General features: G+C 61.5%; 30 protein-coding genes. 8 read left to right on the plus strand and 22 right to left on the minus strand.

Annotated elements, in window-relative coordinates; genetic code table 11:
* Positions 1–24 precede the first annotated feature (24 nt).
* The 6 genes from IPK70_15685 to IPK70_15710 form a co-directional block, all read right to left on the minus strand.
* Positions 25–459: a SufE family protein gene (locus tag IPK70_15685; protein ID MBK8228602.1), complete on the minus strand. Its 435-nt coding sequence runs from the start codon at positions 457–459 to the stop codon at positions 25–27.
* Complete coding sequence (locus tag IPK70_15690) at positions 456–938, minus strand: hypothetical protein (GenBank protein ID MBK8228603.1); 483 nt, start codon at positions 936–938, stop codon at positions 456–458. Before IPK70_15690 ends, IPK70_15685 begins: the two co-directional genes overlap by 4 nt.
* The gene (locus tag IPK70_15695; GenBank protein MBK8228604.1) at positions 935–2,191 is read right to left on the minus strand and encodes a cysteine desulfurase; all 1,257 of its coding nucleotides are present in this window, start codon (positions 2,189–2,191) and stop codon (positions 935–937) included. Before IPK70_15695 ends, IPK70_15690 begins: the two co-directional genes overlap by 4 nt.
* On the minus strand, positions 2,188–3,453 hold the full coding sequence (sufD, locus tag IPK70_15700) for a Fe-S cluster assembly protein SufD (protein ID MBK8228605.1): 1,266 nt from the start codon (positions 3,451–3,453) through the stop codon (positions 2,188–2,190). Before sufD ends, IPK70_15695 begins: the two co-directional genes overlap by 4 nt.
* A gap of 32 nt (positions 3,454–3,485) precedes the next feature.
* Positions 3,486–4,232 carry a Fe-S cluster assembly ATPase SufC gene (sufC, locus tag IPK70_15705; GenBank protein ID MBK8228606.1) on the minus strand — a complete coding sequence of 249 codons (747 nt, stop codon included), beginning with the start codon at positions 4,230–4,232 and terminating at the stop codon, positions 3,486–3,488.
* A 175-nt stretch (positions 4,233–4,407) separates the two neighbouring features.
* Positions 4,408–5,355: an aldehyde dehydrogenase family protein gene (locus IPK70_15710; protein MBK8228607.1), complete on the minus strand. Its 948-nt coding sequence runs from the start codon at positions 5,353–5,355 to the stop codon at positions 4,408–4,410.
* A gap of 118 nt (positions 5,356–5,473) precedes the next feature.
* Between IPK70_15710 and IPK70_15715 the strand changes: the two genes are divergently transcribed.
* Positions 5,474–6,088 carry a LysE family transporter gene (locus tag IPK70_15715; GenBank protein MBK8228608.1) on the plus strand — a complete coding sequence of 205 codons (615 nt, stop codon included), beginning with the start codon at positions 5,474–5,476 and terminating at the stop codon, positions 6,086–6,088.
* A 50-nt stretch (positions 6,089–6,138) separates the two neighbouring features.
* On the plus strand, positions 6,139–6,648 hold the full coding sequence (locus IPK70_15720) for a DUF1761 domain-containing protein (protein MBK8228609.1): 510 nt from the start codon (positions 6,139–6,141) through the stop codon (positions 6,646–6,648).
* 71 nt (positions 6,649–6,719) lie between these two features.
* Here IPK70_15720 and IPK70_15725 read toward each other — a convergent pair whose 3' ends face one another.
* Positions 6,720–7,865 carry a metal-dependent hydrolase gene (locus IPK70_15725; GenBank protein ID MBK8228610.1) on the minus strand — a complete coding sequence of 382 codons (1,146 nt, stop codon included), beginning with the start codon at positions 7,863–7,865 and terminating at the stop codon, positions 6,720–6,722.
* Entirely contained in the window at positions 7,866–9,050 is a 1,185-nt protein-coding gene (locus tag IPK70_15730; GenBank protein ID MBK8228611.1) for a hypothetical protein, read from the minus strand.
* A 450-nt stretch (positions 9,051–9,500) separates the two neighbouring features.
* Between IPK70_15730 and IPK70_15735 the strand changes: the two genes are divergently transcribed.
* From IPK70_15735 to IPK70_15750, 4 genes are all read left to right on the plus strand, one after another.
* Positions 9,501–9,935: a MarR family transcriptional regulator gene (locus IPK70_15735; GenBank protein ID MBK8228612.1), complete on the plus strand. Its 435-nt coding sequence runs from the start codon at positions 9,501–9,503 to the stop codon at positions 9,933–9,935.
* A 46-nt stretch (positions 9,936–9,981) separates the two neighbouring features.
* On the plus strand, positions 9,982–10,629 hold the full coding sequence (locus IPK70_15740) for an NAD(P)-binding domain-containing protein (GenBank protein ID MBK8228613.1): 648 nt from the start codon (positions 9,982–9,984) through the stop codon (positions 10,627–10,629).
* A gap of 89 nt (positions 10,630–10,718) precedes the next feature.
* Entirely contained in the window at positions 10,719–11,285 is a 567-nt protein-coding gene (locus tag IPK70_15745; GenBank protein ID MBK8228614.1) for a hypothetical protein, read from the plus strand.
* Between the two features lie 334 nt (positions 11,286–11,619).
* The gene (locus IPK70_15750; protein ID MBK8228615.1) at positions 11,620–12,060 is read left to right on the plus strand and encodes an OsmC family protein; all 441 of its coding nucleotides are present in this window, start codon (positions 11,620–11,622) and stop codon (positions 12,058–12,060) included.
* A 346-nt stretch (positions 12,061–12,406) separates the two neighbouring features.
* On the opposite strand, the gene IPK70_15755 is transcribed toward IPK70_15750, so the two are convergent.
* Positions 12,407–12,748: a hypothetical protein gene (locus tag IPK70_15755; GenBank protein MBK8228616.1), complete on the minus strand. Its 342-nt coding sequence runs from the start codon at positions 12,746–12,748 to the stop codon at positions 12,407–12,409.
* Positions 12,749–12,942: 194 nt separating this feature from the next.
* Here IPK70_15755 and IPK70_15760 point away from each other — a divergent pair, with 194 nt between their 5' ends.
* Entirely contained in the window at positions 12,943–13,302 is a 360-nt protein-coding gene (locus IPK70_15760) for a VOC family protein (GenBank protein ID MBK8228617.1), read from the plus strand.
* Positions 13,303–13,342: 40 nt separating this feature from the next.
* Here the strand turns inward: IPK70_15760 and IPK70_15765 are convergent, their stop codons facing one another.
* The 9 genes from IPK70_15765 to IPK70_15805 form a co-directional block, all read right to left on the minus strand.
* A complete protein-coding gene (locus IPK70_15765) occupies positions 13,343–13,849 on the minus strand; it encodes a DUF4375 domain-containing protein (protein ID MBK8228618.1) in 507 nt (168 codons plus the stop codon).
* Between the two features lie 122 nt (positions 13,850–13,971).
* Positions 13,972–14,394 (minus strand): DUF1801 domain-containing protein, encoded by a 423-nt coding sequence (locus IPK70_15770; GenBank protein MBK8228619.1) that lies wholly within the window; start codon positions 14,392–14,394, stop codon positions 13,972–13,974.
* Between the two features lie 36 nt (positions 14,395–14,430).
* Positions 14,431–14,790, minus strand: a complete 360-nt coding sequence (locus IPK70_15775) for a DUF2200 domain-containing protein (GenBank protein ID MBK8228620.1) — start codon at positions 14,788–14,790, stop codon at positions 14,431–14,433.
* Between the two features lie 12 nt (positions 14,791–14,802).
* Positions 14,803–15,450: a dihydrofolate reductase gene (locus IPK70_15780; GenBank protein ID MBK8228621.1), complete on the minus strand. Its 648-nt coding sequence runs from the start codon at positions 15,448–15,450 to the stop codon at positions 14,803–14,805.
* A 28-nt stretch (positions 15,451–15,478) separates the two neighbouring features.
* A complete protein-coding gene (locus IPK70_15785; GenBank protein MBK8228622.1) occupies positions 15,479–16,321 on the minus strand; it encodes a KilA-N domain-containing protein in 843 nt (280 codons plus the stop codon).
* A 244-nt stretch (positions 16,322–16,565) separates the two neighbouring features.
* A complete protein-coding gene (locus IPK70_15790) occupies positions 16,566–16,952 on the minus strand; it encodes a hypothetical protein (protein MBK8228623.1) in 387 nt (128 codons plus the stop codon).
* Between the two features lie 304 nt (positions 16,953–17,256).
* Positions 17,257–18,714 (minus strand): aldehyde dehydrogenase family protein, encoded by a 1,458-nt coding sequence (locus IPK70_15795; GenBank protein MBK8228624.1) that lies wholly within the window; start codon positions 18,712–18,714, stop codon positions 17,257–17,259.
* A 34-nt stretch (positions 18,715–18,748) separates the two neighbouring features.
* Positions 18,749–19,246: a hypothetical protein gene (locus tag IPK70_15800; protein MBK8228625.1), complete on the minus strand. Its 498-nt coding sequence runs from the start codon at positions 19,244–19,246 to the stop codon at positions 18,749–18,751.
* The gene (locus IPK70_15805; protein ID MBK8228626.1) at positions 19,246–19,527 is read right to left on the minus strand and encodes a hypothetical protein; all 282 of its coding nucleotides are present in this window, start codon (positions 19,525–19,527) and stop codon (positions 19,246–19,248) included. Before IPK70_15805 ends, IPK70_15800 begins: the two co-directional genes overlap by 1 nt.
* Between IPK70_15805 and IPK70_15810 the strand changes: the two genes are divergently transcribed.
* Positions 19,526–21,724: a hypothetical protein gene (locus tag IPK70_15810; protein ID MBK8228627.1), complete on the plus strand. Its 2,199-nt coding sequence runs from the start codon at positions 19,526–19,528 to the stop codon at positions 21,722–21,724. The two genes, IPK70_15805 and IPK70_15810, sit on opposite strands and share 2 nt — an antisense overlap.
* Before the next feature lie 73 nt (positions 21,725–21,797).
* Here IPK70_15810 and IPK70_15815 read toward each other — a convergent pair whose 3' ends face one another.
* The 4 genes from IPK70_15815 to IPK70_15830 are packed head-to-tail and all read right to left on the minus strand — an operon-like array spanning position 21,798 to position 26,526.
* Positions 21,798–22,259 (minus strand): cupin domain-containing protein, encoded by a 462-nt coding sequence (locus tag IPK70_15815; protein MBK8228628.1) that lies wholly within the window; start codon positions 22,257–22,259, stop codon positions 21,798–21,800.
* A gap of 57 nt (positions 22,260–22,316) precedes the next feature.
* Positions 22,317–22,805, minus strand: a complete 489-nt coding sequence (locus IPK70_15820) for a DinB family protein (GenBank protein ID MBK8228629.1) — start codon at positions 22,803–22,805, stop codon at positions 22,317–22,319.
* A gap of 31 nt (positions 22,806–22,836) precedes the next feature.
* On the minus strand, positions 22,837–24,360 hold the full coding sequence (locus IPK70_15825) for a T9SS type A sorting domain-containing protein (GenBank protein MBK8228630.1): 1,524 nt from the start codon (positions 24,358–24,360) through the stop codon (positions 22,837–22,839).
* Positions 24,361–24,387: 27 nt separating this feature from the next.
* Positions 24,388–26,526: a hypothetical protein gene (locus tag IPK70_15830; GenBank protein ID MBK8228631.1), complete on the minus strand. Its 2,139-nt coding sequence runs from the start codon at positions 26,524–26,526 to the stop codon at positions 24,388–24,390.
* Between the last annotated feature and the right edge of the window lie 14 nt (positions 26,527–26,540).

The raw sequence follows: 26,540 nt of genomic DNA on the forward strand, positions 1-26,540 counted from the left end.
TGTTCGAAGTGCCAAGCTCCCGCCTCATGCTTGCTTGGTGTTTGCGGAGAACGCCACCGCGTACCTTTTCATCTGATCGATCATCGCGCTGAGCCCGTTCGCGCGGTTGGGGCTCAGATGCGCACGCAGCCCGATCTTGTCGATGAACTCGGTGGAGGCACCTAGGATCTCCTGTGGTGTGCGGTCGTTGAACACGCGCACCAGCAGGGCCACGATGCCCTTGGTGATCATGGCGTCGCTGTCGGCGGTGAAGTGGATGTGGCCGTTCTGCGAAGCGGCATGCAACCACACACGGCTCTGGCAGCCTCGCACCAGGTTGTCATCGGTCTTGTGCTCCGGCGCGATCAGCGGCAGGTCCTTGCCCAGCTCGATCAGGTGCTCGTAACGGTCCTGCCAGTCAGAGAATATGGCGAACTCGTCGATGAGCTCTTGTTGGATCTGGGCGAGGGTCTGGCTCATTTTTCCTGTTCCGGATTCCAAGCGGTTCGGATGAAGCGCTCCCGAAAACGCCCTTGCAAATCACCGAAATACAGCGTGGTGTCAGAAGAACTGATCGAAACCCATGAGCCACCATTAGCAGCAAAGCAATACGGGGCTCCATTCTGATCAATCTCGCCAATGATCGACAGGGTAGATGTTCGAACAAGTGGTGCCAATCCTCCCCGAGACGGATCAAGCTTGTAAATCAACTCTTGCAGCTGGGGTGCAGTAAGCAGCCAATTGTGACACATTGTTGTGTCAGTCAAGGATGAAGGATAGGTCGCTTTGGAGGTGATGAAGCGAATTCCAATGGGGTCTGCTTGACTGAAGGCAGGTCTTCCTCTTTCCGATTTCAAATCCTTTGTCGGGTAAGATGCCGTCGCACATGGCGAAGGCTTGCGCACGGAACTGCAGCCGGCGATCAAGAGAAGAGTAGATATGCCAAGCGCAATGTTCATCTCAGCATCTTGACTGCCTTTTTGGTCGCCGACACCATCACCTCCACCTCCTCCACCGTATTGAAGCACGCGAAACTCGCCCGCGTCGTGCCGCTCACGTCGAAGCGCTCCATCAGCGGCTGGGTGCAGTGGTGGCCCGTGCGTACGGCGATGCCTTGTTGATCGAGCAGGGTGCCGAGGTCGTAGTGGTGCACACCGTCGATCACGAAGCTGATCACGCCCACTTTCTCCTTCGCCGTGCCGATGATGCGCAGGCCATCGATAGTGAGCAGCTCCTTGGTCGCGTGTTTGAGCAGGGCGTGTTCGTGCTTCGCCATCGCGGCCTTATCGTAATCTTCCATCCAGCGGAAGGCCTCGCCCAAGCCGATGATGCCGGCGATGTGCGGCGTGCCCGCCTCGAACTTGAAAGGCAGCTTGGCGTAGGTGGTCTTCTCGAAGGTGACCACGTCGATCATCTCACCACCGCCCTGCCAGGGGGGCATGCGCTCCAGCAGTTCTTCGCGTCCGTACAGCACCCCTGTGCCGGTCGGTCCGTAGGCCTTGTGCCCGCTGAAGGCATAGAGGTCGCAGCCGAGGTCCTGCACGTCGACGTTCAAGTGTGCAATGGCTTGCGCCCCGTCCACCACGGTGATGATGCCGTGCTTTTTCGCCTCTGCGATCAGCTCCTTCACCGGGTTGATCGTGCCAAGCGTGTTGCTCACATGCGAGATCGCGAGAACGCGGGTGCGATCAGATAATTGGTCGATCAGATGATCAGATGACTCCAACGCCAGCTCGCCTGAGTCGGTCACCGGTATCACCTTCAGCTTCGCGCCATGCCGCTCGCACGCCAGCTGCCAAGGGACGATGTTCGCGTGATGCTCCATCCCGCTGATCAGCACCTCGTCGCCCTTCTTCAGCAGGAGTTGCCCTAGGCTGAACGCCACCAGGTTCAGGCTTGCCGTGGTGCCACTGGTGAAGATCACCTCGTGCGCATGCTTGGCGTTGATATGCTTGCGAATGGTCTCGCGCGCGGCCTCCTGCGCTTCGGTGGCCTTGGTGCTCAGCGTGTGCACGCCGCGGTGCACGTTGGCGTTGATCGTGGCGTAGTAGGCGCTCTCGGCCTTGATCACGCGGCGCGGCTTCTGGCTGGTCGCGGCGTTGTCGAAGTACACCAGCGGCTTGCCATGCACCAGTTCCTTCAGGATCGGGAACTGCGCACGGATCTCCTCCACGTTGAACGCGTTGGTGACCGGTGCCGCCTTGGTGCTCACAGCTTCGCGAGTTTGTTGTCTATCAACGCCGTCAACACCGCCTTCCACTCCTCGTTCTGCACACGCTCCACCACCTCGGTGATGAAGGCATGGGCCATCAGCTTGCGGGCCTCGGCCTCGCCTACGCCACGTGAACGCAGGTAGAACAGCCCCTTCTCGTCCAGGCGACCGATGGTGCACCCGTGGCTGCACTTCACGTCGTCGGCGTAGATCTCCAGTTCGGGCTTGGTGTACACCTTGGAATCATCGCCCAGAAGGATGTTGGCGTTGCTCTGGTAGGCACGCGTGCGCTGGGCATCCTGCTTCACGTACACCTTGCCGTTGAACACGCTGGTGCCCTTGCCGGCCACGATGCCCTTGTAGAGCTCATCGCTGGTGCAGTCCGGCACATCGTGACCGATGTAGGTGTGGTTGTCGCAGTGCGTGGTGCCGTTCAGCAGGTACACGCCGTTCAGTTCAGCATGCGCCTCGGGACCTGCCAGCGACACGTTCACGTCATTGCGGACCAGTGCGCCATCGAGTGTCGTGGTGCTCAGGCTGAAGTGGCCTTTCGATGCGACGCGCACACCCTCGAAACTGATGTTCGCCGGACCGTTCACCTCGTGCTGCAGCCTGTGGATCGTGAGGCGCGCGCCTTCGCCCACCACACATTCGCGCACGCTGTTGACGAAGGCCTCGGGCGTGTCTAGGGCGATGTGCTCGATGATCACTTCGGCCTCGGCGCCTCCGTGCAGCATGAACAGATCGCGGGGCTGCACCAGCTGGCGCTCCCCCGTGGTGACATGCAGAACGTGGATCGGCTTTTCCACCTTCACGCCCTTGGTCACCAGCAGGATCAGGCCGTCGGTGGGCGCGGCGGTGTTCATGGCCGTGAAAAGGCGATCACCCGTGGGTGCCAGCGTGCCGTAGTGCTCCTTCACGGGGCCGTGCGAGAGGTGGTGCTTCAGGCTGTCGACGACGACGCCTTTTTGAACCTTCATGTCATCGCTGAGGTCGGCGCGGAAATGCCCGTTCACGAAGATCACACGGGTGACATCGAATGGAAGGCGAGCGGGCAGTGACACGTTCGCATCACCCTTCGACGCGGCGTATGGCTGGTTGAACAGCTTGGCCACGCGGGTGTACTTCCATGCTTCGGTCTTGCTCGTGGGGATGGGCAAGGCCTGCGCCAGGGCGAGCGCTTCGGCGGCACCCGGCCAGGTGGAGCCTTCGAGCAGCGGAAGCACGGCGGCCTTAGGGTCTGTGGATGTAGCAGTGATCATCTGATCGTCTGATTCTCTGATCTTCTGATCGATCACGCGTGCTCCTTCACCCAATCGTAGCCCTTCGCCTCCAGTTCCAGCGCCAGCTCCTTCGGACCGCTCTTGATGATGCGGCCATCGGCCATCACGTGCACCACGTCGGGCACGATGTAGTCCAGCAGGCGCTGGTAGTGCGTCACCACGATGAAGGCGTTGTCGGTCGAGCGCAACTTGTTCACGCCGCCGGCCACGATGCGCAGCGCGTCGATGTCAAGGCCGCTGTCGGTCTCATCGAGGATGCCGAGCTTGGGCTGCAGCATCGCCATCTGAAAGATCTCGTTGCGCTTCTTCTCTCCGCCGCTGAAGCCCACGTTGAGGTTGCGGTTCATCAGGTCGGCGTCCATCTCAACGAGCTTGGCGCGTTCGCGGACGAGGGCGAGGAAGTCCTTGCCGCCGAGCTCCTCCAAGCCATTCGCCTTGCGGGTCTCGTTCATGGCCGTGCGCAGGAAGTTCATGTTGCTCACGCCGGGTATCTCCACCGGGTATTGGAAGGCGAGGAAGATGCCCTTCCAAGCGCGCTCCTCCGGGGCCAGTTCCAACAGGTCCTCGCCGAGGTAGGTCACGGAGCCTTCCGTCACTTCATACTCTTCGCGGCCCGCCAGCACATTGGCCAGGGTGCTCTTGCCGCTGCCGTTGGGGCCCATGATGGCGTGGACCTCGCCTGCTTTCACATTGAGGTTCAAGCCCTTGAGGATGTCCTTGCCCTCGATGCGGGCGTGGAGCTGTTCGATTTGCAGCATGTGATTGGGGCCGGACACGGCTATTTAGAACACTTCTAAAGTCCGGCGGTTCGCAAATGTAGGCGGAAGGGCTTGCCTGATCAGGCCTCAATCAGGTGCTCCAGCACGCCTTGTTCCGGCACAGGGCCAACACCGGATCACAGAGCCGGAGTTATCGATGTGCCCTCTCTCGAGCTCAATAGCCCCCACCGCCTCCCTGCCCCCTTTCGATCGGGTGCCAGGTGGTCTTCACTTCCAGTGTGTCGAGGATGGCGTAAGGCGCATGTCCCGCATCACCAAGCTTCGGGTACACGACGCGCTTCAAGTTGCACGTGGCTTCTGTCTCGAGCATCACGCGTTCTTCCTTCGAAGCATCAGCGACCACCACCGCGTTCACATCCATGTGCGCGACAAGCGGCTTCAACAGTTCGCTGCGGAAGCCCGTCATCAGGTTCACCACGCCGCCGGGCAGATCGCTGGTGGCGAGCACTTCAGTGAAAGTCACGGCCGTCAGTGGGTGCTTCTCGCTGGCTACTGCCACGCAGGTGTTGCCGCCAGCAATGGCAGGCGCGATCAGGCCCACGAGCTCCAACAGGCCATTGCTGCCACCCGCCATGATGCCCACCACGCCGGTGGGTTCATGCACGCTGAAGTTGAAGTGGCTGCTGTTGGTGGGGTTCACGCTGCTGAAGACCGCCTGGTACTTGTCGCACCAACCAGCATAGTGGATCCATAGATCGATCGCGGCGGCCACCTCGGCCTCCGCCTGCTTTCGCGTGGCGCCGTGCAGCATCAACTCGTGAACGAACTGCACGCTTCGCCCTTCCAGCATCTCACCGATGCGGTAGAGGATCTGCCCGCGGTTGAACGCGCTGCGACCGGACCAACCGCCCAAGGCACCACGTGCGGCGATCACCGCATCGCGCACATCCTTGCGGCTGCTGCGGCACACGTTGGCCAAGGGCTTCCCGTCCGTGCCCTTCGGCTGATAGTAGCGCCCGCTCTCGGTGCGCGGGAACTTGCCTCCGATGAAGATCTTGTACGTCTTCATCACGGGGAGGCGCTCCTCCTTCTTCGCCGAGCCGTTCTTGCTGTGACCGTTCAGGTCGACATTCACGGTTGGCTTTGACAGGGTCTTGCTCATGGGCCTGGTGGCTGTGCGAAGCCAAAGCTACGACCCTCTTTCGGCCGCGATCCGGTCGGACCAGAACGTCCCCGCCTCCTGCGCTCTGTGCACGACACGGCCAACCTACTTTTCCGCCATGCCCTTTCTCGAAGGACTCGGCTTCGGCCTTGCCACCGTGATCCTCATCGGCCCGGTCTTCTTCACCCTGCTGAAGGCCGGCTTGGAGCAGGGCGTGCGCGGCGGCGTGCTGGTCGCTATGGGCATCATCTGTTCGGATCTGCTGATCGTGCTGATCTGCCTCTCCGGCGTGGCGCGCGTGCTTCAGCAATGGATCGTGGGACCATGGTTGGCGATAGCCGCAGGTGCGCTGCTTGCCGGCCTGGGCATTCGTTGCCTGATCGCTCCGCAACTCATGCCCAATGCGGACGCGAGTCAGCGCCGGGTGGGCCACCTCGCGTTGTTCGTCAGCGGCTTCGTGGTCAATTTCCTGAACCCGTTCGTCTTCGCCGTTTGGCTGGGACTGGTGATGCATGCCGCAGGGAGGTTCACAGCTGGCAATGGGACGTCCTTCTTCCTGGCTGGGGCGCTCGCCGGCATCTTCATCACCGATCTGGCCAAAGCGTTGCTCGCACCGCGCTTGAAACCGGCCCTATCGCCCGGCACACTGAAACGCGTGAACGCGGTCATCGGCATCGCGCTGCTCGGCTTCGGCCTGCGGGCATTCGTGCATGCCGCGCAGCATTGGGATTGAAGGATGGGCGGGCTTGATAGCTTTGGCGGCATACCGGCACCTAACTACGCATGCAGATCAACTGGCTCGTTCAACTCGTTGCGGCCTTGGTGCCGATGCTCATCGGATTCATCTGGTACAACCCGAAGGTTTTCGGCAATGTCTGGATGAAGGCAGCTGACATGTCCGATGAGAAGGTGAAGGGGGGCAACATGCCGGTGATCTTCGGCGTGAGCTTCGTGATGGCTTTCCTCTTCGGCCTGGCGTATAAGGTCTTCGCGGACCATGGCACCATGTTCGACGCCTTCTTTCGTCCGGTGATGGAGCACGGCATGGGCATCGACGCCACTACGGCATTCGGTGCGGAGCTGAAGGGGCACGTGGACGGTTATGTGGCTCGCTACAGCAGCTGGACCCATGGCCTCGCGCACAGCGTGATCCTCTCCATCATCGTGGTCCTGCCCATCATCGTCACCAATGCGCTGTTCGAGCGCAAGTCGCTGAAGTACATCATGGTGAACTTCGGCTACTGGGCCGTGACGCTAGCGGTCATGTTCATGGTGGTTGCGCAGTTCAGCTAAGCGGAGGGCAGCTTGCGTGGGGGCGGTGCCGGGTGCTCCCGCACACTCGCGCCCTTTCACCGGCTCGGGAGTCACACGCCCTTCAGCCGCGTCCACAGTCCGGCGATCGCGGCATTGAACTCCGCCTTATCCAGCACTGGCGGAGGTACGGCTTCAACCCGCAGGTCATCGCCATCGGGGATCAATCGGTATCGCATGACGAAGGGCGTTTCCGGAGAGGGCGATCCGGTCTGCCCGAACCGGATATCGCTCAGCACGAGCGTGCCGTTTTCCGATCGAACCACGTATCGTCCATGGGTGAGGTGAGCGAGCCGTTGCACGTTTCGGTGCTCAGCCCAAGGGCCTAGCAGTTGCCGGTTCTTCGGGACGCGAATGAAATCGAAGTCGGTATTCTCGTCCAATAACGAGCGGTAACCGATCAGGAAGGCATCACTCGTCTCCACGGTGGCGGTCCATAGCACGGCGTTGAAGGGTGTGGGCAGGGTGCTGATCGCTGTGTAGGGGACCGCCTGCTGATCCAGCGACCGCGAGACGCCCGTGTGCACGATCAGTTTGACGATCAGCGTGAGCGCCATGTAGCTCGAACTGAGCATGAGCCCGAAACCATTGATCCACCGGCGTCGTCGGCTTGTGCGCTGATAGAACATGGTTGCTGCTACGCAGATGAGGAAAGGCACCGTGTAGAAGGGGTCCACCACGAAGATGTTGTTGAAGGCGACCTTCACCGGCAGCGGCCAGAGCAGCTGCGTGCCCCAGTTCGTGTGGCAGTCGAGCAGCGGATGCGTGACCAAGCACCACCAGAACAGCCACGACCATTCCCGGCTTGTGGCTTCGTCGGTTCCGCGGGAGCGCCAAAGGATGAGCGCGATGATGGCCGCCGCGACCGCTCCTGCGATCAGCTTCGCAGCGGTCGGCAAGCCGCTTAAGAGAAAGACCGCGGCCACCAGCGCTGCGAAGAGGGCGAGCAAGGAGCTTCTGTGCCGCTTGAGCCACCAGCCCAACAGCGGCGCCATCACCGCGCTGAACAGGATCGAATGCGTTACGCCGCGATGCAGTTCGTTCGCTCGCAGGCCATCCACGAACGGTCGGGTGAGCACATCGAGGTCAGGGATCGTGCCTGCGATGGCGCCCCAGAGGATCGCCTTGTTGCCGACCTTCCTCCCGAGCACCAGTTCGCCCACTGCGGCGCCCAGGACGATCTGCGTCAGGGAGTCCATTCAGGCCAAGACCTTCTTGAACGGCGATCGCAGCTCGAACGCTCCGGGCTCCACTGAACGGAGGAAGGGACCGATCAGCTTGTTCGCGATGGCGTTTCGATGCTTCACGTAAATGCGCGTGCCATGAGGCAGAGCGCCCAGGTTGCTCTTGGCCTGCTCGGCGGTGCGGCCGTAGTTGATGCGCTGAATCCTGTTGCGCAAGGCGAAGTCGAGCAGGTCCACGAGCATGCGCTGGTAGATCGCGTGCTCCTCGTTGCGCGTGTAGTCGATGCCCACGTACTGCACATCGAGGGTGCCGCCCACGACACAGGCCGAGCTGAAGCCCACGAGCTCGTCGTTGAGGAAGAAGCCACGGAACAACAACCGTTCGCCGAGCTGTTCCTTCCATGCCGCATACACCTGCATGTTCAGGCGGCCGAAGGAGAAGGGCGAACGATCGAGCACATTATTGAAGAGTCGCTGGAGGTCATCGTCGGATGCCAGGATGCCGTGCGCTGGCAAGTCACGGATCCGAAGCGCGGATGAGCGTGCCATCACCGCATTCAAGCGCGTGCGCGATTTCGAGTTCAAGGCCAGTGCGTAGCCCGATAGGTCCTGCCACTCGGGATCCACCTCGAGCACCATGCTCACATCCATGGCCATGGCGTGGTAGCCGCGATCGGTGAGGCTCTCGGCGCCTTCGGTGCGCGGTGCGGGCATGTCCTTCAGCAGCAGCGCTGACACCTTCGGATGGAAGTAGTCGGCGGTGCCGAGCTTCCACAAGGTGTCTTCAACCGCCTTGAAGCGGTATGCCGCATCCACGCCGTGCCGGAACCAGGAACCATGGTCGCCGCAATGGAACACATTGCCGTTCACCAATGTGCGCAGCCGCATCTCCTTCAGCGTGCGGCTGCCAAGCGCCTTGCCTAAGCGGCCCAACGCTTCGCGATAACTGCTGCCATGATCCACCAGGTCGACCAACTGGAAATAGACGATCCCCATCGGCAGGTTCTGCTCGCAATAGTGGATCGCGTAGCGGAATTCCATGCTGCCGGCCATGGCATCCTCCAAGGCGCACAGGTAATCGTACTGCAGGTAGGGACCTGCCTCCTTGGCCACCATCTCCCAATCCTCGCGGTGGATCAGGTGGATCGAATCATGCAAGCTGATCCTGATCGCCGGACCTCCGCTGGAACTGCTGCTCATATGCGCGCAAAGGTTGCTCGCGGCGCCTGAACGAAGCTGCCGTTCATGGATCTGATCCGCACCGCAGGACCGGGGACCGCTTCGGATCCGCGCGCGGCAACCTCCTCATGGATGAAGCGGGGTTCTTGGAAACCGGCGGCCTCGAGCAGCGGTACTGGCGCGACATCACGGGCCCCAAGGCAATGAAGGCGAAGCGACTGCGGTCACAGTCGTGCCAGGCGGCGCTGGTGGATGAGGACATGGCGAGGGCAGGAGCGAATAAGAGGTAAGCGCATCGCGCTATGCGCTCCATTGCTTGGTGAGTACTTGCGCCCGCCTTCGTCCGTGACGGCTGCTTGCCTGGTGCCCCGATGGATGGCCCCGTGCCAAGTTGGGTCGGTGAGGCGCATCATCGATGACGCAAGCATGGTCTATAGTTGCAAATACAACTATATGCATTATGTTTGCCCCGTGAGCGAGACGAAGAGCCCCTATTGCAACTGCCTCTACCATGCAGCGAATGCCATGGCGCGCAGCATCTCGCGCATCGCGGACGAGGAGTTCGCCGAAGCGGACATCTCACCCACCCAGGGATTCATCGTGATGACCGTGGTGAATCGACCGGGCATCCGTGCCGGCGACATCGCCAAGGAGATGCAGCTGACCCCCAGCACCATCACGCGGATGCTGGATAAGCTGGAGGACCGGGGCATGGTCTCGCGCTCCAGCGAGGGCAAGTCGATGCTGGTGTATCCCACCCCGGAGGCCATCGGCGCCGAGCAGCGGATCAAGACCGCCTGGGGCAAGATGTACGCGCGCTATTCCAAGCTGCTCGGCAAGGAGAAGGGCGCGGCGCTGGCGCAGGAACTCGTGCGCGCAAGCGCTATGCTGGACCAACAGGCCTGACCTTGGCCTTCAACGGTTGTAAATACAACAAAAACACAACACGGACATGAGCAAGAAAGTCGGGATACTCGGTACAGGCATGGTGGGCCAGGTGCTCGCCAGCGGATTCATGAAGCACGGCCATCAGGTGATGATCGCCACGCGCGACGCCGGCAAGGCGGCGGACTGGCTGGACAAGAACCCCGGCGGCAAGGCGGGCAGCCACAAGGAAGTGGCGAAGTGGGCGGACATCATCGTGCTGGCCACGAAGGGCACAGCGGCCGTAGCGGCGATCCGCCTGTGCGACAGCGCTGATCTCGCGGGCAAGACGGTGATCGATGCAACGAACCCCATCGCGGATGCGCCTCCGGCCAATGGTGTGCTGCACTACTTCACCACGCTCGAGGAGAGCCTGATGGAGCAGCTGCAGAAGGCCAGTCCCCAGGCCAACTTCGTGAAGGCCTTCAACAGTGTGGGCAACGCCTTCATGGTGAACCCGGACTTCGGAGGGGTGAGGCCTACGATGTTCATCTGCGGCAACGATGCCAACGCGAAGAAGGAAGTGACCGCGATCCTCGACCAGTTCGGTTGGGAGAGCGAGGACATGGGAGGCGTGGAAGGGGCGCGGGCCATCGAGCCGCTGTGCATCCTCTGGTGCATCCCCGGCTTCGCGCGCAACCAGTGGAGCCATGCCTTCAAGCTCCTGAAGAAGTAAGGGCGGGGATCTTCCCGCACCACAGAACGAACCCGAACAACGGACCCGACGCACCATGAGCACCTACCTGATCACCGGAGCTACCGGCAATGGGCGCCCACCTGCCCGAGGGCAATGGCGTGGTGAACGGCCTTTACCGGATGGAGCAGGCCATGAATGCGATCCCCGGGCTGGACGTGCTGCACCTGCGTGCCACCTACTTCATGGAGAACACCTTGGGGCAGGCCGGCATGATCAAGCAAGCGGGCATCATGGGCTCTCCGGTGAAAGCCGACCTGAAGATCCCCATGGTGGCCACGCGCGACATCGGTGCCAAGGCGCTCGCGCATTTGCTGGCGCTGGACTTCAGCGGCAAGAGCGTGGAGTACGTGCTCGGGCCCCGCGACATGTCCTACAACGAAGCCGCTGGCATCCTTGGTTCGGCCATCGGCAAGCCCGACCTCAGCTACGTGCAGTTCCCGTACGATCAGGCCGAGCAGGCCATGGTGCAGCAGATGGGCGCCGGCCCCAACGTCGCCAGGCGCTTGATCGAGTTCGTGCAGTGCCTGAACGAGGGCCATGTGATGGAGCCTGTGCAGCGCAGCGCGAGCAACACCACGCCCACGGACATGAAGGACTTCGCCGCCACCTTCAAGGCAGTGTACGAGATGAACTGACGACCGGACGGCAGTCGCGAGGAAGGGATCCGCAAGGGTCCCTTCTTCGGTGCTTTCATGGTCAATGCCGGTTCCGGACCGGAATGTCCGATCCACCCCTTGCGCGCGGCAGGTCCTTTCCTCATTCAATGAGAAACCGGATCCGTTGGTGCTGACCACCTGCATTGCTTCTGCTTGTGAAGCCTTGAGGTGAAGCCGGGTCAGAGCGATCAGGACCAATGAGGACCGGGTGCCGGTGCTGCGGATGAAAGCGAACAGTTGAACTTGGGAAGGTGTCTCGCAGTGGGGGGAGCACCTCTACTTTCACGCGCTCATAAACACAACACGAACTCAAATGCCCGTCAATCGCAAAGCCACCGCCACCTGGAGCGGTTCCGGAAAAGAAGGTTCCGGCCAGGTCACCACCCTGAGCGGCGTATTGAACAACACCCCGCACTCGTTCCACACGCGCTTCGTGAGCGAGGACGGCAAGGCCGGCACGAACCCGGAGGAGCTCATTGCCGCAGCGCATGCCAGCTGCTTCACCATGAAGCTGAGCTTCGTGCTCGGCAACCACGGCTTCACGCCTGAAGAACTGCGCTGCACGGCAGAGGTGCGCATGGGCCCCGTGCCCGGCGGCAATGGCATCGTGGGCATCGACCTGCACCTCGATGCGAAGGTTCCCGGCATCGACCAAGCGACATTCGATGCATGCACCGAGGACGCCAAGACCAACTGCCCCATCAGCCAGGTGCTGAGGGCGGTGCCCATCACGCTCACCGCCAAGCTGGGCTGAGCATCGATCCCGGCGCGAGGGTCTGTGTGAACCTCGGCAGTTGCCATGGAGCATGGTTGAGCGACAAGGCCCTCCGTCAGGCCTGATGGCTCGTTGCTGCGCTCTTCCTTCGGCACCGGCCATGAGAGCCCTGGAGCCGGCACGCACGCATGTTGCTATCTAGGCGCGCAGGGCGCCTTCATTGGCACGAGCAAATCCAGAGGACCGAACACATTCCCGGCACCAACGGATTCTCTTCGCGCGCGGACGACCCTAGGCTGTGAGGTATTCGGGCAGTATTCAGTAGGCCAGGGGCTCCGGGCCAGAAGAATGATCAGTTGCAGCCGCCTGAGCTGACATGCACCGCTTACATCGGCTCATGCCACAAGAGCTTGATCGATAGAACGATGGTGATGAAGCAGATGATCCAGAAAACGATCGGCCCCGAACCCCCTTTGAATTCCATCCCAAGTGCATTGAACTCCACGGGCCCGTTGGCGGCGCGCAGCACAAGCGTCATGAAGAGCGCGGCCAGGCCGGCCATGGGAATACCGACCATGGCTGGGACCTGGTCCTTGACGATGTTGTGCCAGAACTGCTCATCAGCTCCTCCGATGTGCTGCAGCTTGTACAGCAGGTAAACACCGAAACCCGTGAGGATGACAACCGACACCCAGCTCATGGTCGATTGCAGCCCCTTGGGCAGGATGCTCTTCTTTCGGTCCGGGGAGGGTTCACGGCCCTCATTCGTTCTCTCGCTCATGCGTTCAGGGGTCTGTCCAGCCAAGCCATGCGCTGAACACGAGCAATGATACCCTTCTGACCTGATCCGGGCAATGCAGGCAGCGAGCGAATTCCAGCTGGGCAACCGGTTCCGCTAATTTGCCCCGAATTGAGGATCGCATGTCCAAGCACGTCACCGGCATCGGCGGGCTCTTCTTCCGCGCTAACGATCACAAGGCCCTGGCCAAGTGGTACAACGACCACTTCGGCATCAACGACGAATCGCACGGCTGGATCTGGCAGCAGGATGCCGGCCCCACGGTGTTCTCGCCCTTCAAGAAGGACACCGATTACTTCGGGAGCGACGCACAGCAGTTCATGCTGAACCTGCGCGTGCAGGACATCGATGGCCTGCTGAAGAAGTTGGAGGCCGCCGGTGTGCGCATCGACCCCAAGCGGCAGGATGAGGAGTACGGCCGCTTCGCGTGGGTGTATGATCCAGAGGGGAACAAGATCGAATTGTGGGAGCCGAAAGGCTGATCCCTTCCTCAAGATCTTCTCCATCGCCCGTGATACCTGATCAATCGACCAATTCTGCCTTGCTCCGGACATACGCGACGGTCTTTTGCTTGATATCCGGGATCAACGCGGACAACTCGTTATCGATACCGTACCATAGATCGTCCCATTCTGGTTCAGTCAGGTGCCGGTCTTCCACGATCAGGTAACGCTCCTCGCACAAGCGGTCCCACAACTCGCGGCGTTCCTCCCAGTTCTTGGGTACCCGGCGGTCAGGATACAGGTTCGCCACGCGGTCAAGAAGGTCAACCAGATCGGTGCACGCGATCCTTTGGGCCGCCTCGCGGGTCTCATGAAAATTGCAGCCGTCCCAATTGTCGATGAACTGGATGATGCCGCCGTTCTCTGCCTGGTTAAGCAGGCCAGTGATGAGCAGCACAGTGCGCACCATTTCGTCCGGATGTGGTATTGTGAGGTCGTCCGGCACTTGCGCCCAGACGGACTCCTGTATGCCATCCCACACATCCTCGGCAGTGGTGCGCTCGAATACTGAGCGGTGGAATTTCATGCTCGAAGTCGGATCTCCAATTTCCTCAGGATCTTCTCCATCACCCTGCCCTTCGCCAACTCATTCACCAGCTCGACCGGTCCTCCATGCTTCAGCGCGAGCGCAGCAGATTGACCCCGACCTCAGCTCCGCTTGGTGCGTTTGCTTGCGGGACTGCCGCTCTTCGCGCTTGCCTTCTTCTTGGCCGACTTCTCCAGATGGGCTTCGATCTCGGCCACCCGCAGCTTCACGATAGCCTTCACCACTGCCGCAGGAATGGGCTTGCTGGGCACGAAGTGGATCGAGCCCTTGGTCCGCTTGAAGTCCTTCAACTCGGCATCGAAGACCTTCGGCATCATGCCGTACAAGGCACAATGCGCCTTGGCCGCGCCCATGTACAGCAAGGGCTTTCCATGCAGCCGGAAGCCAGGGAGGCCGTAACCGAAATACTCCTCGCAGCCCGGTGCGGCCGACAGGATCTGCTTGCGCAATCTCTGCAAGGCTGCTCCCTGATCGGGTGGCAATGCGCGCAGGTAGGCATCCGTGTTCTTTACCGCCGGGTTCATGCTCGAACAAACTTATGCGACAAGGAAACACACGCTTCAATTCCTCAGGATCTTCTCCATTTTCCTCCCCTTCGCCAGCTCATCCACCAGCTTGTCCAGGTAACGGATCCGTTGCATGAGGGGGTCCTCGATCTCCTCCACGCGGTAGCCGCAGATCACGCCGGTGATCTTGTGCACGTTCGGGTTCAGTTTCGCCTCGGCGAAGAAGGTGCGGAAGTCGGTCTTGTTGGCGATGATCTGCTGCAGCGCCTTCTCATCGTAGCCGGTGAGCCAGTGGATGACGGAGTGCAGCTCCTCTTTCGTGCGGCCCTTCTTCTCCACCTTGTTCACGTAGTGCGGGTAGACGCTCGCGAAAGGCATCTTGAAGACGCGCTCGTTGTTGGCGGCCGTGCCCATGGTCTTCCAAAACTAGGCGCGGACGATCCGATAGAACCCGGCCCGCTCGCCTGGTATGAACTGCTCGCACGAGTAGCCGAGCTTGGTCAGGTCGAGACCGGCGAACAACGGCTCACCTGCCCCGAGCAGCACTGGCGATACGGCGATGAGCAGTTCATCGATCAGCTTCGCTTGCAGGTATTGCCGCACTGTGGAGGCACCACCGCCCACGCGGATGTCACGATCACCAGCCGCTTCGCGTGCGCGCTCCAGCGCCTCGTGGATGCCACCCGTAACGAAGTGGAAGGTGATGCCGCCCTCCATCACCAGCGAAGGCCGAGGATGATGCGTGAGCACGAAGACCGGGACATGGTAAACGGGGTTGGGGCCCCACCAGCCTTTCCATTCTTCATTTGGCCAGGGACCGCGCACCGGCCCGAACATGTTGCGGCCCATGATCCAGGCGCCGATGTTCTGCATGCCCTGCACGGCCATGTCGTTGTCGGTTCCGGTGGAGCCATCCTGCTTGCCAAAGTGGGTGGTCTGGAAGTAGTGCGTGTTCAGCAACCATGGGTGCAGGGCTTGGCCACCGGTGCCCATCGGGGCTTCCAGCGTTTGACCAGGGCCGGCGCCGTAGCCGTCGAGCGATATCGTGTAACTGTGGACGATGAGGCGGGGCATGGGGAGTCAGGACGGTTAGGGGGAATGGTCACTTGCTCTTCCCTGGTCCGAGCAAGCGCGAAGCGTTCGTGGCCAGCGTCTTCATCTGCCGAATGGCGATCGCGTTCAACTTCATCAGCCGTTCGCCTTGCGACAAACCCATGTGGATGAACTCGGCGTTGAGGCTTTCCATGTTGGCCAGCACCAGCAACTGTTCGACGGTGGCGTGGTCGCGCATGTTGCCATCCAGCTCTGGGTTGGCTTGACGCCACTCCTTCGCGGTGAGACCGAACATGGCGACATTGAGCAGGTCCGCCTCGTTGGCATAGGTGATGGCCGCTTGTGCGGGTGTGACTTCCGGCGGGACCAAGTGTTCCTTGATGGCATCGGTGTGGATCCGGTAGTTGATCTTGGAAAGCTCGCGGTTCAGGTTCCAGGCGAGGGAGAGGCGCTGGCTCTCATCCTCCTTCAGGCGTTGGAACTCCTTGATGAGGTAGAGTCGGAACTCGACCGACACCCACGAAGCGAACTCGAAGGCGATGTCCTTGTGTGCGTAGGTGCCGCCATAGCGACCGGCGCTGGAGCGAATGCCGACCGCAGCGGTCTTCTCAACCCATTGTTTGGGCGTGAGCACGTAACTGTTGATACCCGTCTGCATTCTAATCCCGTCGAATTCGACGGGGTTGAAATCCGGGTTGTTCAGTCGCTCCCAAATGCCAAGGAACTCCACCGTGCTCCGGTTGCGCAGCCAATTGCGCACCACATCATCCGGATGGTCCGGGTTCTTGTACTTGGCGATGTCCGTAAGGCTGATGAAGTCGTGGCCATCATGCGGAACGATCGTGACGACCGCACCCTGGACTTCGATCGTGGCTTTGGTGGTCTTCGACATGGTACTGGCCGGTTGACGAAAAGGCCGTCAATGGCTCACGCTCAATATAGCTCGCCGATGTCTGAGCGGAGCAACCACGGGTCTGCCCTAGCCACCAGTGCCCATCGGGGCCTCCAGCGTTTGGTTCTGACCGGCGCCGTAGCCCCGAGCCTGCGTGCCGGAGGCACGCGAGATGGTGAAGCCGTGGACGATGAGGCGGGGCATGGGGGCGGTGGATCAACTTCTAGCATTCACTCCGCTCAAACTACTCATAGTCCTTGCTGTAGACCTCCTCTAGAGTGTCTCCAACCAGAGTTACATCGAAAGAGGAATGCGGATACTTGGCGCGCAATCGTTCCGCAGAAAGCTGTTCCAATGATTCAAGTGCCACAGAATCGTATCGCAGCGGCTTGATCAATCGAACGGAGAGGAAAGGATACCACCCTTCTTTCCACAGATCGAGATCGATCCTTGCACACCCCGTTATGCTCTTCATTGAATCCTTCACCTCCGGTTCATCTAAATACTCGCCGGAATGGATCAAATCCCCACCAAACGTGTATGACCAACTTCCTACTGGCACACCGTCATCATACTCTAAGAGCGATACATGCTCCCGATCAAACGGATGCTCTGGATCAGGCTTGGTCACCTGCTTGAACTTACCGTCCAATAGTTCCCCAGTGCTACTTGAGAGGTGCAATCCATCACGCAAAGTCCGCTCCTCAGGTCCGACCGTTCGTATGCAGGATGCCATGAACAAGGCAGCGAGCACAACCATCAAGTCTCGACTAGCAATCCTCATAAGCGCGAGTGTCAGCGATCACCCGAGGTTAACGGCCCTAGGCCGCATTTCGCGTGAGCGATTGAAGCGGAAAGCCCACAGCGCGGTAATCCGCGCGAGGACTTGTAGCGGAAAGCGCGACCCGAGGCATTTGCGAGGGGCACGCTCAAACTCAATTCAAATTCAAGTACGCCCCCAACCCATGCACACCGCCTTCACGTCCATACCCGCTTTCCTTGTACCCACCGAAGGGTGAGGTGGGATCGAACTTGTTGTAGGTGTTGGCCCAGATGACGCCCGCGCGCAGTTTGCTGGTGAGGTTGAAGATCTTGCTGCCTTTGTCCGTCCACACGCCGGCGCTGAGGCCGTAGGGCGTGTTGTTGGCTTTCTGGATCACCTCGTCCACGGTGCGGAAGGTCTGCACGGCGAGCACGGGACCGAAGATCTCCTCCTGGGCGATGCGCGCGCTCTGCGCGACGTTGAGGAAGAGCGTGGGGCGGCACCAAAAGCCCTTGCCGGGCAGGTCGCAGGGGCTTTGGTACATCTCGGCACCTTCGCTCTGGCCCAGCTTGAGGTACTTGTTGATGGTGCCGAGCTGCTCGCGGCTGTTGATGGCGCCGATGTCGGTGTTCTTGTCGAGCGGATCGCCCACGACGAGCGAGCGCATGCGGTGCTTGAGCTTGCGGATCACTTCGTGGTACACGGCCTCCTCCACGAAGAGGCGGCTGCCGGCGCAGCACACGTGGCCCTGGTTGAAGTAGATGCCGTTGATGATGCCTTCGACGGCCTGGTCGATGGTGGCGTCGGCGAAGATGATGTTGGCCGCTTTGCCGCCGAGCTCGAGGGTGAGCTTCTTACCACTTCCTGCCGTGGCGCGTTGGATGAGCTTGCCCACGCCGGTACTGCCGGTGAAGGCGACCTTGTTCACATCGGGATGGTTGACGACCGCCGCGCCCGTGGCCCCCGCGCCGGTGACGATGTTGACGACGCCATCGGGGAGCTCGGCCTCCTGCAGGAGCTCGGCGAGCTTGAGGGCGGTGAGCGGGGTGGTCTCGGCGGGCTTCAGCACCACGGTGTTGCCGCAGGCCAGGGCGGGCGCGAGCTTCCACGCGGCCATGAGCAGCGGGAAGTTCCAGGGGATCACCTGGCCGGCTACGCCGAGCGGTGATACGGTCTTGCCGGGAAAGGCGTAGTTGAGCTTGTCGGCCCAACCGGCGTAGTAGAAGAAGTGGGCGGCGGCGAGCGGCACGTCCACGTCGCGGCTTTCGCGGATGGCCTTGCCGCCGTCCATGCTCTCGATGACGGCGAACTCGCGGGCCTTCTCCTGCAGCAGCCGCGCGATGCGGTAGATGTACTTGGCGCGTTCGGCGGCGGGCATCCTGCTCCACACGGTGTCGTAGGCCTTGCGGGCGGCCTTCACGGCGGCGTCCACATCGGCCTCGTTGGCCTCAGCGATGCGCGCGAGCTTCTGCTCGCTGGCGGGGTTGATGGTGTCGAAGTACTTCCCGCTCTTCGGCTTCACCCATTTGCCGTTGATGAAGAGCTGGTACTCCTCAGAGATCTTCACATGGTCTTTCGACTCAGGTGCCGGGGCCAACGCCCAATCCATGGTCTTCTTCTTGGTTGCCATCGTGAGCGAAGGTAGAAGGTGTGAGGGCTCGCCGTCACTGCCCAAGGAAGTGACGATCGATCTCCTGAAGCATACCCGTGCAGTATGACCCTACGGACAGGTACACTGCCGAAAAGAGCACCACCGCATTCGCTCCGCACAAGATCAAGGTATGGCGTATCGCGCTCCGGCGTACGAGGTACTTCATGTACAACAGATCGAACACTACAAAGCTCAGGAGTGCGATCACCGCGAACTGCAAGTGGACTGAAAAGTAGCGGTTGGCCTCGTTCCAGATGATGTCGATGGAATGCTCCCGGGTATCTTCAATTGGCGTGACGACGATCAAAGCCGTGCTGAGGATCATCCACCATGCGAACAGAAAGGACAAGCTGTTCAAGGTGTACAGCAATGTGATCTTGAGCCGGGTCCAGTCCTTCTTGATGAGATACCTCACGATAACAATGGCCAGAACAGTCCAACAAGCGAAGGCCAGATACAACCCGGTCCAGATGACCGTTTGCAGAGCCGCCCAGCTGAGGGAGGTGAACATCAGTTGATGCGGACGTGGTCCTTGGACTCGGGGGCGGGGGCGAGTTGCCAGTCGAACTTCTTGGTCTTGGTTGCCATAGTGAGCGAAGTTACCTGCATCACCGTTGATGGCGCGATTGAAAATGGACCAACCGCCGTTCCCGCATGCATGCGAGCTTCGGGGCGGCGAAACCGCAACACCGCATTTCCGAGCACCTGCCTCGTCGAAAAGCACGAACCCATGTCCTCCGGCGGCGTACCCTTGGGCAATACACGAACCGGCAACCCAACGATCGGCATCATGGACCTCACAGGCACAGCTGCACCGCCTTCCATGCTTCGCTTGCTATGGCTTGGGCTCCTGCTTTTACCCTTGCTCGTCAGCGCCCAATCGCCCCGCGCCTTCTATGTGGGCAACAGCGGACGTGAAGTGCTGTACGACCTCACACGCCTCAGCGACGGTTCCTTCGTGATCGCCGGCACGGCCGAAGACCTCGACTGGGTGGATGGTTCCGTTCCGCGGATCCAATTGCCGGTGAGCGGGATCCTCAACCCCGGCGGGACCGGTCGCACCGCATTCCTGCTGCAGGTGAGCAGCGACCTGGGCACCTTGCTCAAGGTGGTCCATCTGCCGGACGGCGCTGCGGAGGACTTCCGCTTCATCAAGCAGAACGTGGAGCCCAATGCCACCACCGACGCGCTCTTCGTTTCAGGCAATACCACGGAAGGCTACTTCCTGGGAAAGCTCAACGACGATTTCATCGCGGCAGCGCCCACGGCCTTCGCCTGGGTGAACAACATGGAAGCCACGGGCTACGTGAAAGAGAACCATCCGTGGGATGTGGGCAGCGATGGCAAGGTCGCGTACATCGTCGGCGAATCGCATGGCTATGACTGGGCGGCCATGCACCGCCTGGACGCGGACGGCGTGCGCGAAGTGGTGGAGCATTGGCGCGTGCATTGGAAGACCATGGGCGGCGAGTGGTATGGCGATCCCGCCAGCAGCGCTCCCGATCCACTGGGCTACAGCGGCGTGGTCTTCAAGCGCGGTGGCCGTTGCGACCTGCGCTCGTGGACGCAGGCCGATCACGAATACACCCAAGCCGACGGCAACGGTGGCACGAAGCGCGGCAAGTGGCCGCTGGATTTCATGTACGACGCGCCCTGCGACCCCAACAGCGCCAACACATCGAATGGGCCGGGATACAGCGGATACAGTCCGGCCGGCACGCCGATCTACGGCCCGCAGGTGGTCACCATCGATCGCCGCGACAACAGCATCTACCTCGGCCTGAACGTGAAGACCGTGTTGCCTGGAGGCGAGCCGGACTTCGAGCCCGCCGTGGTGAAATTCAACAGCGACGGTTCGCTCGGTTGGTGGAGCCGCCTCTATCACGAGATACAGCCCGACGGCGACACGGTGACCTCATCGCCCGACCAGTACATCGACGGCATCGCCATCGACTATTCGCAGCCGTTGGCACAGAGCGATGTGGTGGTCAACGCGCGCTGCCATGGCAACAACGTGGAGAATTTCTGGGAAGGCAACACCATTGCCGCAACGCCCGGTGCCAGCGGATTCCAGAACCGGTTCACGGGCAGCCAGGGCAATATCCACATCAGCTGGTTGGGCAAACTGGCCGTGAGCGACGGCACGCTGAAGCGCAGCACCTACGTGGCCGAATACGTGGAAGGCGCCAACAACTACGGCGCGCCGCTAGCCGATCCCAACCTGGCCAACTGGCCCGACCCGAACGCGGGATGGCCGGATGTGAACACCACGCGCCTGGCGCGTTGCGCGGTGAAGACCACGGCCGATGGCAGCGTATCGATCATCGCGGTGGGCCGCCGCACGATCACCACGGCCAATGCCTACCAGACCATGCCCCTGCCTTCTACCGGCCTCACCGGCACCTGGAACAGTTTCGTGCGCGTTTACGAGCCGGACCTGTCGCAGCCGAAGTACAGTTCGTTGGTTGTGGGCGATTGGGACACGGGCGATGGCAGCGGCGGCGGCAACACCGACCTCTACGGCCAGTGGAAGACCGGCCAGGGCGTGATCGCCGTGGGCCGCCACCAGGAGGATGGCAGTACCGGCCTCGCCAAGGGCGATCCGATCCCGGTGAGCAACGTGCCGGCCTGGGGCCAGGCATCACCAGAGAACGAAAGCGGGCTCATCGTCTTCTATCCCGCTGCTGAATTGGTGGACCCGGACGATGATCCGCCCGGGATCAGCACCGCGGTGGCCCCTGCGATGGGATCGAGCGCGAGCGTAATCTCACCCAACCCGGCATCCGATCGCTTCACGGTGCGCAGCACCAATACCGACTTGGTTACCGCATCGATGCTCGACCATGCGGGCCGCACGATCAGTACGGTGGCCATGCGATCAGGTGGCGCGCAGTTCGAGCGCGGGTCCGTTGCAAGCGGAACCTATCTGCTCGTGGGACGCACGCCCCAAGGACTGGCCATAAGCCTGGGCAAGGTGGTGCTGCAATAGTCTGCGACCTCCGGCGGCGAGAAGCACTTCCCGCTACTCGGCTTCTATCACCTGCCGTTGATAGTGAGGCCCTTCAAACAAGCGGCGGCCCGATCACAGGCATGTGATGCTCCGCTGCGACCCTGCCCAGCGCTTCGATCTCCGCAGGCGAAGGCACGGCGGGTGCTGGCAGCTCTGCACGTTCCGCCGGTCGCCACATGGCCCGAAGGAAGAGCTCGAAGTCGCGATCCGTGGTGATGCTGAAGAAGTGTCCGGTGGCGGAATCGCAGCGGAAGGTGTGTGGAACACCCTTCGGGATGAAGATCACATCGCCGGGTCCCTTCTTCACTTCCGCATCGTCCTGCCGGAAGGTGAACTCCCCCGCGAGCAGGTGGAAGATCTCGTCCTCCCGCTCGTGGATGTGCAAGGGCGGCGATTCGCCCTGGCGCACGTGGTACTCGATGTAGGAGATGCGATCCGAGCCCTCGTCGCACGAGACATGCACGCGGACAAGGGTGTTGAGGAACCAATGGTAGGGGCCGGGTCGTGGAGCCATCGCGATCGCTTTTGGGAAAAGTAATCGGCGCACAGGAATCACGGTCGCGCTCTGGCGCTACTTGGACTGAATCAGTACCAACTGCCCGCGGTGGTAGGCCAGGTGGTTCGTGCGGCTGATCACCACGTTCAAGCGGTTGCGGTGCGGCTCCTTGGGGAAGTCGGCCTCGGAGATGTTCGCATGGCGCGTGAACCACTCCTCGGGTCCAAGGTCCGCCATGTGCTTCGCCAAGGCATCGTTCACGTCCTTCCACAGGGCACGTAGCCGCGCGATCGGCGGGAGGTCGGCCACGGCGCCATCCGGCTCATCGTGGAAGGGCCCGTACAGCTCCGGATGGATCTCCTCACGGAACCGCAGCAAGGGGAGCATCTGGTCGTGCACGGCGGTGAGGTGGCCGAGGAGGTAGATGCCGCGGTTTCGTCCGGGCGATACCTCGCGCATCAGCTGCTCGTCGCTGAGTTTCGCCAGCAGTGCATCGGTGTACTTGAGCTCGCTGTTCCAGGCGCCGAGCGCCATCTTCACGAAGAGCACTTGTTGGTCGGTCATCAGCATAGGTGACCGGAAAAGTACGCTTCGCTCATTCCAGCGCCACCCGCACGCCCAAAACCCCTCCATCCGCATCCAGGGCATTCAACAAGTACACCCCGCGCTCCAGCTCGCCAAGCCCCGTGAGCATCGTAGTGCTGCTCCACTGCTTCACCAAGCGACCGCTCGCATCATGCATGGTGATCATCGTGTTATTCTCCGGAACCCCGCTGAGCGTGATCACATCGCGCGCCGGGTTCGGATAGGCCACGAGTCGCGTTGCGAAGCCTGCACCTTCCACTGCCACCACAGCGCTCCACTCGTACTGCCCATCATGATCCACCTGCTTCAGCTTGTAGTAGCTGGTCTTGCTCGCCCTGTTGTTGTCCGGGTGCAGGTAGTTGATGAGCTGCTGGCTGTTGCCAGCGCCATCCGCCCAGCCCACCTCGGTGAAGTCATCTTCCCCTTCGATCATCCGCCAAACCTCGAAGCCCGCATTGTTCTGCTCGGTGGCGGTGCTCCAGTCGAGCTGCACTTCGCGTTCGTTGAGACGCTTGCCAGTGAAGGAGAGCAGTTCCACCGGCAGCGGGGTGGCCAGCATCGCGGCCGTCCAGGAAGAGGTCATCAGCGGAATGCCCGTTGCGGTCAACGTGTTGGCGGCGATGTTCGTCACCGTGGGGAACATGTTCCACACGCCCATCTGCCGCTCCAGTTGCAATGCGCTCTCCGTGATCGTGTTCGTTCCCGTGCTCCATTCTCCGTCGCGGTAGGCAAAGGTCGTGGTGGCGATCGGTGACGCAGTGAAATTACCGCTCTCCATCACCCACCAACGGTCCAGCACGTTGGGTGCGTTCTCCATGCCGCTCACGTCAACCAAGGAAGGCACCGCCGTGGGCAAGGGCCTGTTGTTCGGCGAGGCGAGCGTTACCGTGGGGTAGGTGGCCATGCGGATGTAGCCCGTGGTGCCCACGCCGGGCGTGGTGATCGCGGCGGTGAAGGGCAGGTAGTCGTTGGTGGCCGCGTTGCCGAAGGGCATGGTGTAGTTGCCGGTGTTCTGCCCGACGTTCCAACGCACGAAGGAATACCCGTTGCCTGGGTCGCGCTCACTGATGACGTAGCCGCTCGTGCGTGCGATGGCCGTGGGCAGCGGGTTGAGCACGGTCAGGTCATAGCCGTTCAGGTCGAGCGTGCGGTCATCCAGATCAAGGACGCCCATGGGTGCAGCGTACGCGCCACCGACCTCCACGTGCTGCATCAGGGTCTTCGGACCGGTGCCGGTCAAGACCAGGTTGTTGAAGACGGCCACGTCGCTGCCGCCGATCCCTTGGGCGGCGCCATCCAGCACCACCGTTCCATGGCTCGCCGCGAAGCAGGTGTTGGAGGCGTTGTGCACGAAGTTGCCGCTGATCACGATGCTGCCATTGTTGTCTATCACACCCGTACCGTTGTTCATCAGGTCGCCATTCACGTCAACGGTCACGAGGGAGTTGATGGTGATCACCGCCCCGTTGTTGTGCAGCATCTGGGCGTTCAACCCGAACGGCATGAACAACGGCAGGAGGCGAAGGAGGCGCATGGCGATTGATGTGCAACGCATTGCGGCTCAGGCTTCGTAGGTGATGAGGATCTTCACGGGCTTGCTCAGGATGCTGCCCGAGCTGTTCACATGGTTAAGCAGCCTGATGTTGGTCGCGTTCACCACGTAGTTCGCCTGGTACTCGGGATTGAGCATGTAGTTGTCGCTGATCCAGTTGCCGGGCGTGTACTCGATGAGGACCTCCACGCCGAGGATCTTGGATCCCGTGATCCCGTGCGGAAGGTCCACGAACCCGCCTTCGGTGCCGGCCGTGGTGCCGGTCAGTTTCAACATTCTCACCGCAGGGGCGCTGCTGCCCAGTTTCGTGAAGCCGTTCACCTCAAGAGCGCTCGTGGGCGCCGCAGTACCGATGCCCACATTGCCGTTGGCGGCGATACGCATGCGCTCGGTCCAGTTCGAGATGAAGGTGACCGGGTGGTTCGTGGTGGTGCCCAGGAATCCGTTCTGCGTTGAATTGTCAAAGCCCACCGTGTTGCTGCCCGCACCTGCGCTCGACAGGTAGTTGGTTCCCGACCAACCGCCGGCGTTGAGGTTCTGCACGGTCATGGCCATGCCCGCGGCCTGATCCGCAGCTACATGAAGCTTGGTAGCGGGCGCAGCGGTGCCGATCCCCACATTGCCTGCGGCATCGATGCGCGCACGCTCCACATCGCCCGTGGTGAAGAGCATGGGTTCGGGGCTGGTGGTACCCACGTAGAACTTGTCAGCGAAGGTTGCCGCGGCGGAGTTGCCCCAACCGATGTTGCCGTACTTGTTGTTGTTATTGATGTACTGCACGGCCGAGTATCCGGTGGGTAATGTGTTGCGCACGCGCATCGGGATCAGCCAGTTCCCGTCCACCACGTCCAATTTCACGCCGGGCGCGTTGGTCCCGATGCCCACGTTCCCATTGGCATCGATGCGCATGCGCTCGAGGTTCCCGCCTGTTCGCAACGTCAACCCCCAGACGCTGTTGTACACGATGCCGCCATGCGCAGCATTCGCAGCGGACCCGAACAGCACGCCTGTTTCCCCCGTGGCCGAGATCACGTTGGCGTACACGTTGCCGCTGTGCTCCACGGTAAGCCCGCTGTTGGCATTGGGCGCGTATCCTGCGGCGCCCCTGCTTACGTGGAGTTTGCTGCTGGGAGCCGTGGTGCCGATGCCCACGTTCCCGTTCACGTCGATCCGCATGCGCTCAGGCCCCCCGGTTCGGAAGACCATTCCATCGGTCTTGTGGTAGGCGAACTGCCCGAGGGGGGTATTGCCTTCCAGGAAGTTGATGGCACCCAGGTTGTTGTTTCCCGCGGTGGCGTTGCTCAACTCCAAGACCGATCCGTTCGCGGCATTGTTGGAGGCGATCCGCTGCACAGCTTGACTCGCGGAGGACACCTCGAGCAAGCGGGAAGGCGTTAGGGTCCCAATGCCAATATCGCCGACAGCGGTCACGTGGAGACGTGGCAAGCCCGTGGTATACAACGCGAAGGGACTGGCCGTGGCCGTGCCAGCGAAGGCGACACCAGTGGGGTTATGCATGCCGAAGTAGGCGTGCCCGGTGAGGTTGTGATTGAAGATGTTGAGGCTCGACCAGCCTGCTCCATTGAGGTTGCGAATGGCCATCTGACCCGTGGCGGTGCTGTTGTCCAGGACATCAAGCTGCCAGTTGGGCGTGGTGATGCCGATGCCCACTTTGCCGTTCTGGGCCACGCTCACGCGTTCGGTATTGTTGGTGCGGATCGCGAAGCCTTGATTGTCCGTGGTGCCGATGAAGTTCGTTGCTGGGTTGGTGCCCGCATTGCCGAGCAAGCCCCAGCCAGTGCCACCTGCTTGCAGCATTTGCCAGGCAGCGCCATCGTAGTAGTAGAAGCCGATCGCTCCGTCCGTCTGGTACACCAGCATACCCTTCGCCGTGGCATCGGCGATGGGGAACATGGCCGTGCGTTGAGCAGCGGTCATGCGTGGCGTGAGCAGGCCCTTGTCGCTACTGGTGAGGTCCAGCAACGACTTGGCATGGGGCGCTGGGTTGTTGATGCCCACGTTTCCCTGGCCGAAGGCGGCGCCGCTGCTGAGCAGCACGAAGAGGCCGGCAAGGGCGATGCAGACGAACAGTTCGAAGAGGTCCTTGCGGGTGAAGCGGCGGAAGCGGCGGCGGGCTTGGGTTTTCATGGCCTTGTCGTTCT

This window comes from Flavobacteriales bacterium (assembly GCA_016712535.1).
In the GTDB taxonomy this organism is placed as follows: Bacteria; Bacteroidota; Bacteroidia; order Flavobacteriales_F; family PHOS-HE28; genus PHOS-HE28.

Excerpts from the sequence above, each read along its gene's own strand:
- IPK70_15750 (MBK8228615.1), top strand. The coding sequence starts at position 11,620 with ATGCCCGTCAATCGCAAAGCCACCGCCACCTGGAGCGGTTCCGGAAAA.
- IPK70_15805 (MBK8228626.1), bottom strand. The coding sequence starts at position 19,527 with ATGATGCCGATCGTTGGGTTGCCGGTTCGTGTATTGCCCAAGGGTACG.
- IPK70_15765 (MBK8228618.1), bottom strand. The coding sequence starts at position 13,849 with ATGAAATTCCACCGCTCAGTATTCGAGCGCACCACTGCCGAGGATGTG.
- IPK70_15685 (MBK8228602.1), bottom strand. The coding sequence starts at position 459 with ATGAGCCAGACCCTCGCCCAGATCCAACAAGAGCTCATCGACGAGTTC.
- IPK70_15815 (MBK8228628.1), bottom strand. The coding sequence starts at position 22,259 with ATGGCTCCACGACCCGGCCCCTACCATTGGTTCCTCAACACCCTTGTC.
- IPK70_15740 (MBK8228613.1), top strand. The coding sequence starts at position 9,982 with ATGAGCAAGAAAGTCGGGATACTCGGTACAGGCATGGTGGGCCAGGTG.
- IPK70_15830 (MBK8228631.1), bottom strand. The coding sequence starts at position 26,526 with ATGAAAACCCAAGCCCGCCGCCGCTTCCGCCGCTTCACCCGCAAGGAC.
- IPK70_15720 (MBK8228609.1), top strand. The coding sequence starts at position 6,139 with ATGCAGATCAACTGGCTCGTTCAACTCGTTGCGGCCTTGGTGCCGATG.
- IPK70_15820 (MBK8228629.1), bottom strand. The coding sequence starts at position 22,805 with ATGACCGACCAACAAGTGCTCTTCGTGAAGATGGCGCTCGGCGCCTGG.
- IPK70_15760 (MBK8228617.1), top strand. The coding sequence starts at position 12,943 with ATGTCCAAGCACGTCACCGGCATCGGCGGGCTCTTCTTCCGCGCTAAC.
- IPK70_15800 (MBK8228625.1), bottom strand. The coding sequence starts at position 19,246 with ATGTTCACCTCCCTCAGCTGGGCGGCTCTGCAAACGGTCATCTGGACC.
- IPK70_15775 (MBK8228620.1), bottom strand. The coding sequence starts at position 14,790 with ATGGGCACGGCCGCCAACAACGAGCGCGTCTTCAAGATGCCTTTCGCG.
- IPK70_15725 (MBK8228610.1), bottom strand. The coding sequence starts at position 7,865 with ATGGACTCCCTGACGCAGATCGTCCTGGGCGCCGCAGTGGGCGAACTG.
- IPK70_15730 (MBK8228611.1), bottom strand. The coding sequence starts at position 9,050 with ATGAGCAGCAGTTCCAGCGGAGGTCCGGCGATCAGGATCAGCTTGCAT.
- IPK70_15825 (MBK8228630.1), bottom strand. The coding sequence starts at position 24,360 with ATGCGCCTCCTTCGCCTCCTGCCGTTGTTCATGCCGTTCGGGTTGAAC.
- IPK70_15745 (MBK8228614.1), top strand. The coding sequence starts at position 10,719 with ATGGGCGCCCACCTGCCCGAGGGCAATGGCGTGGTGAACGGCCTTTAC.
- IPK70_15715 (MBK8228608.1), top strand. The coding sequence starts at position 5,474 with ATGCCCTTTCTCGAAGGACTCGGCTTCGGCCTTGCCACCGTGATCCTC.
- IPK70_15690 (MBK8228603.1), bottom strand. The coding sequence starts at position 938 with ATGAACATTGCGCTTGGCATATCTACTCTTCTCTTGATCGCCGGCTGC.
- sufD (MBK8228605.1), bottom strand. The coding sequence starts at position 3,453 with ATGATCACTGCTACATCCACAGACCCTAAGGCCGCCGTGCTTCCGCTG.
- sufC (MBK8228606.1), bottom strand. The coding sequence starts at position 4,232 with ATGCTGCAAATCGAACAGCTCCACGCCCGCATCGAGGGCAAGGACATC.
- IPK70_15770 (MBK8228619.1), bottom strand. The coding sequence starts at position 14,394 with ATGAACCCGGCGGTAAAGAACACGGATGCCTACCTGCGCGCATTGCCA.
- IPK70_15780 (MBK8228621.1), bottom strand. The coding sequence starts at position 15,450 with ATGCCCCGCCTCATCGTCCACAGTTACACGATATCGCTCGACGGCTAC.
- IPK70_15795 (MBK8228624.1), bottom strand. The coding sequence starts at position 18,714 with ATGGCAACCAAGAAGAAGACCATGGATTGGGCGTTGGCCCCGGCACCT.
- IPK70_15785 (MBK8228622.1), bottom strand. The coding sequence starts at position 16,321 with ATGTCGAAGACCACCAAAGCCACGATCGAAGTCCAGGGTGCGGTCGTC.
- IPK70_15810 (MBK8228627.1), top strand. The coding sequence starts at position 19,526 with ATGGACCTCACAGGCACAGCTGCACCGCCTTCCATGCTTCGCTTGCTA.
- IPK70_15710 (MBK8228607.1), bottom strand. The coding sequence starts at position 5,355 with ATGAGCAAGACCCTGTCAAAGCCAACCGTGAATGTCGACCTGAACGGT.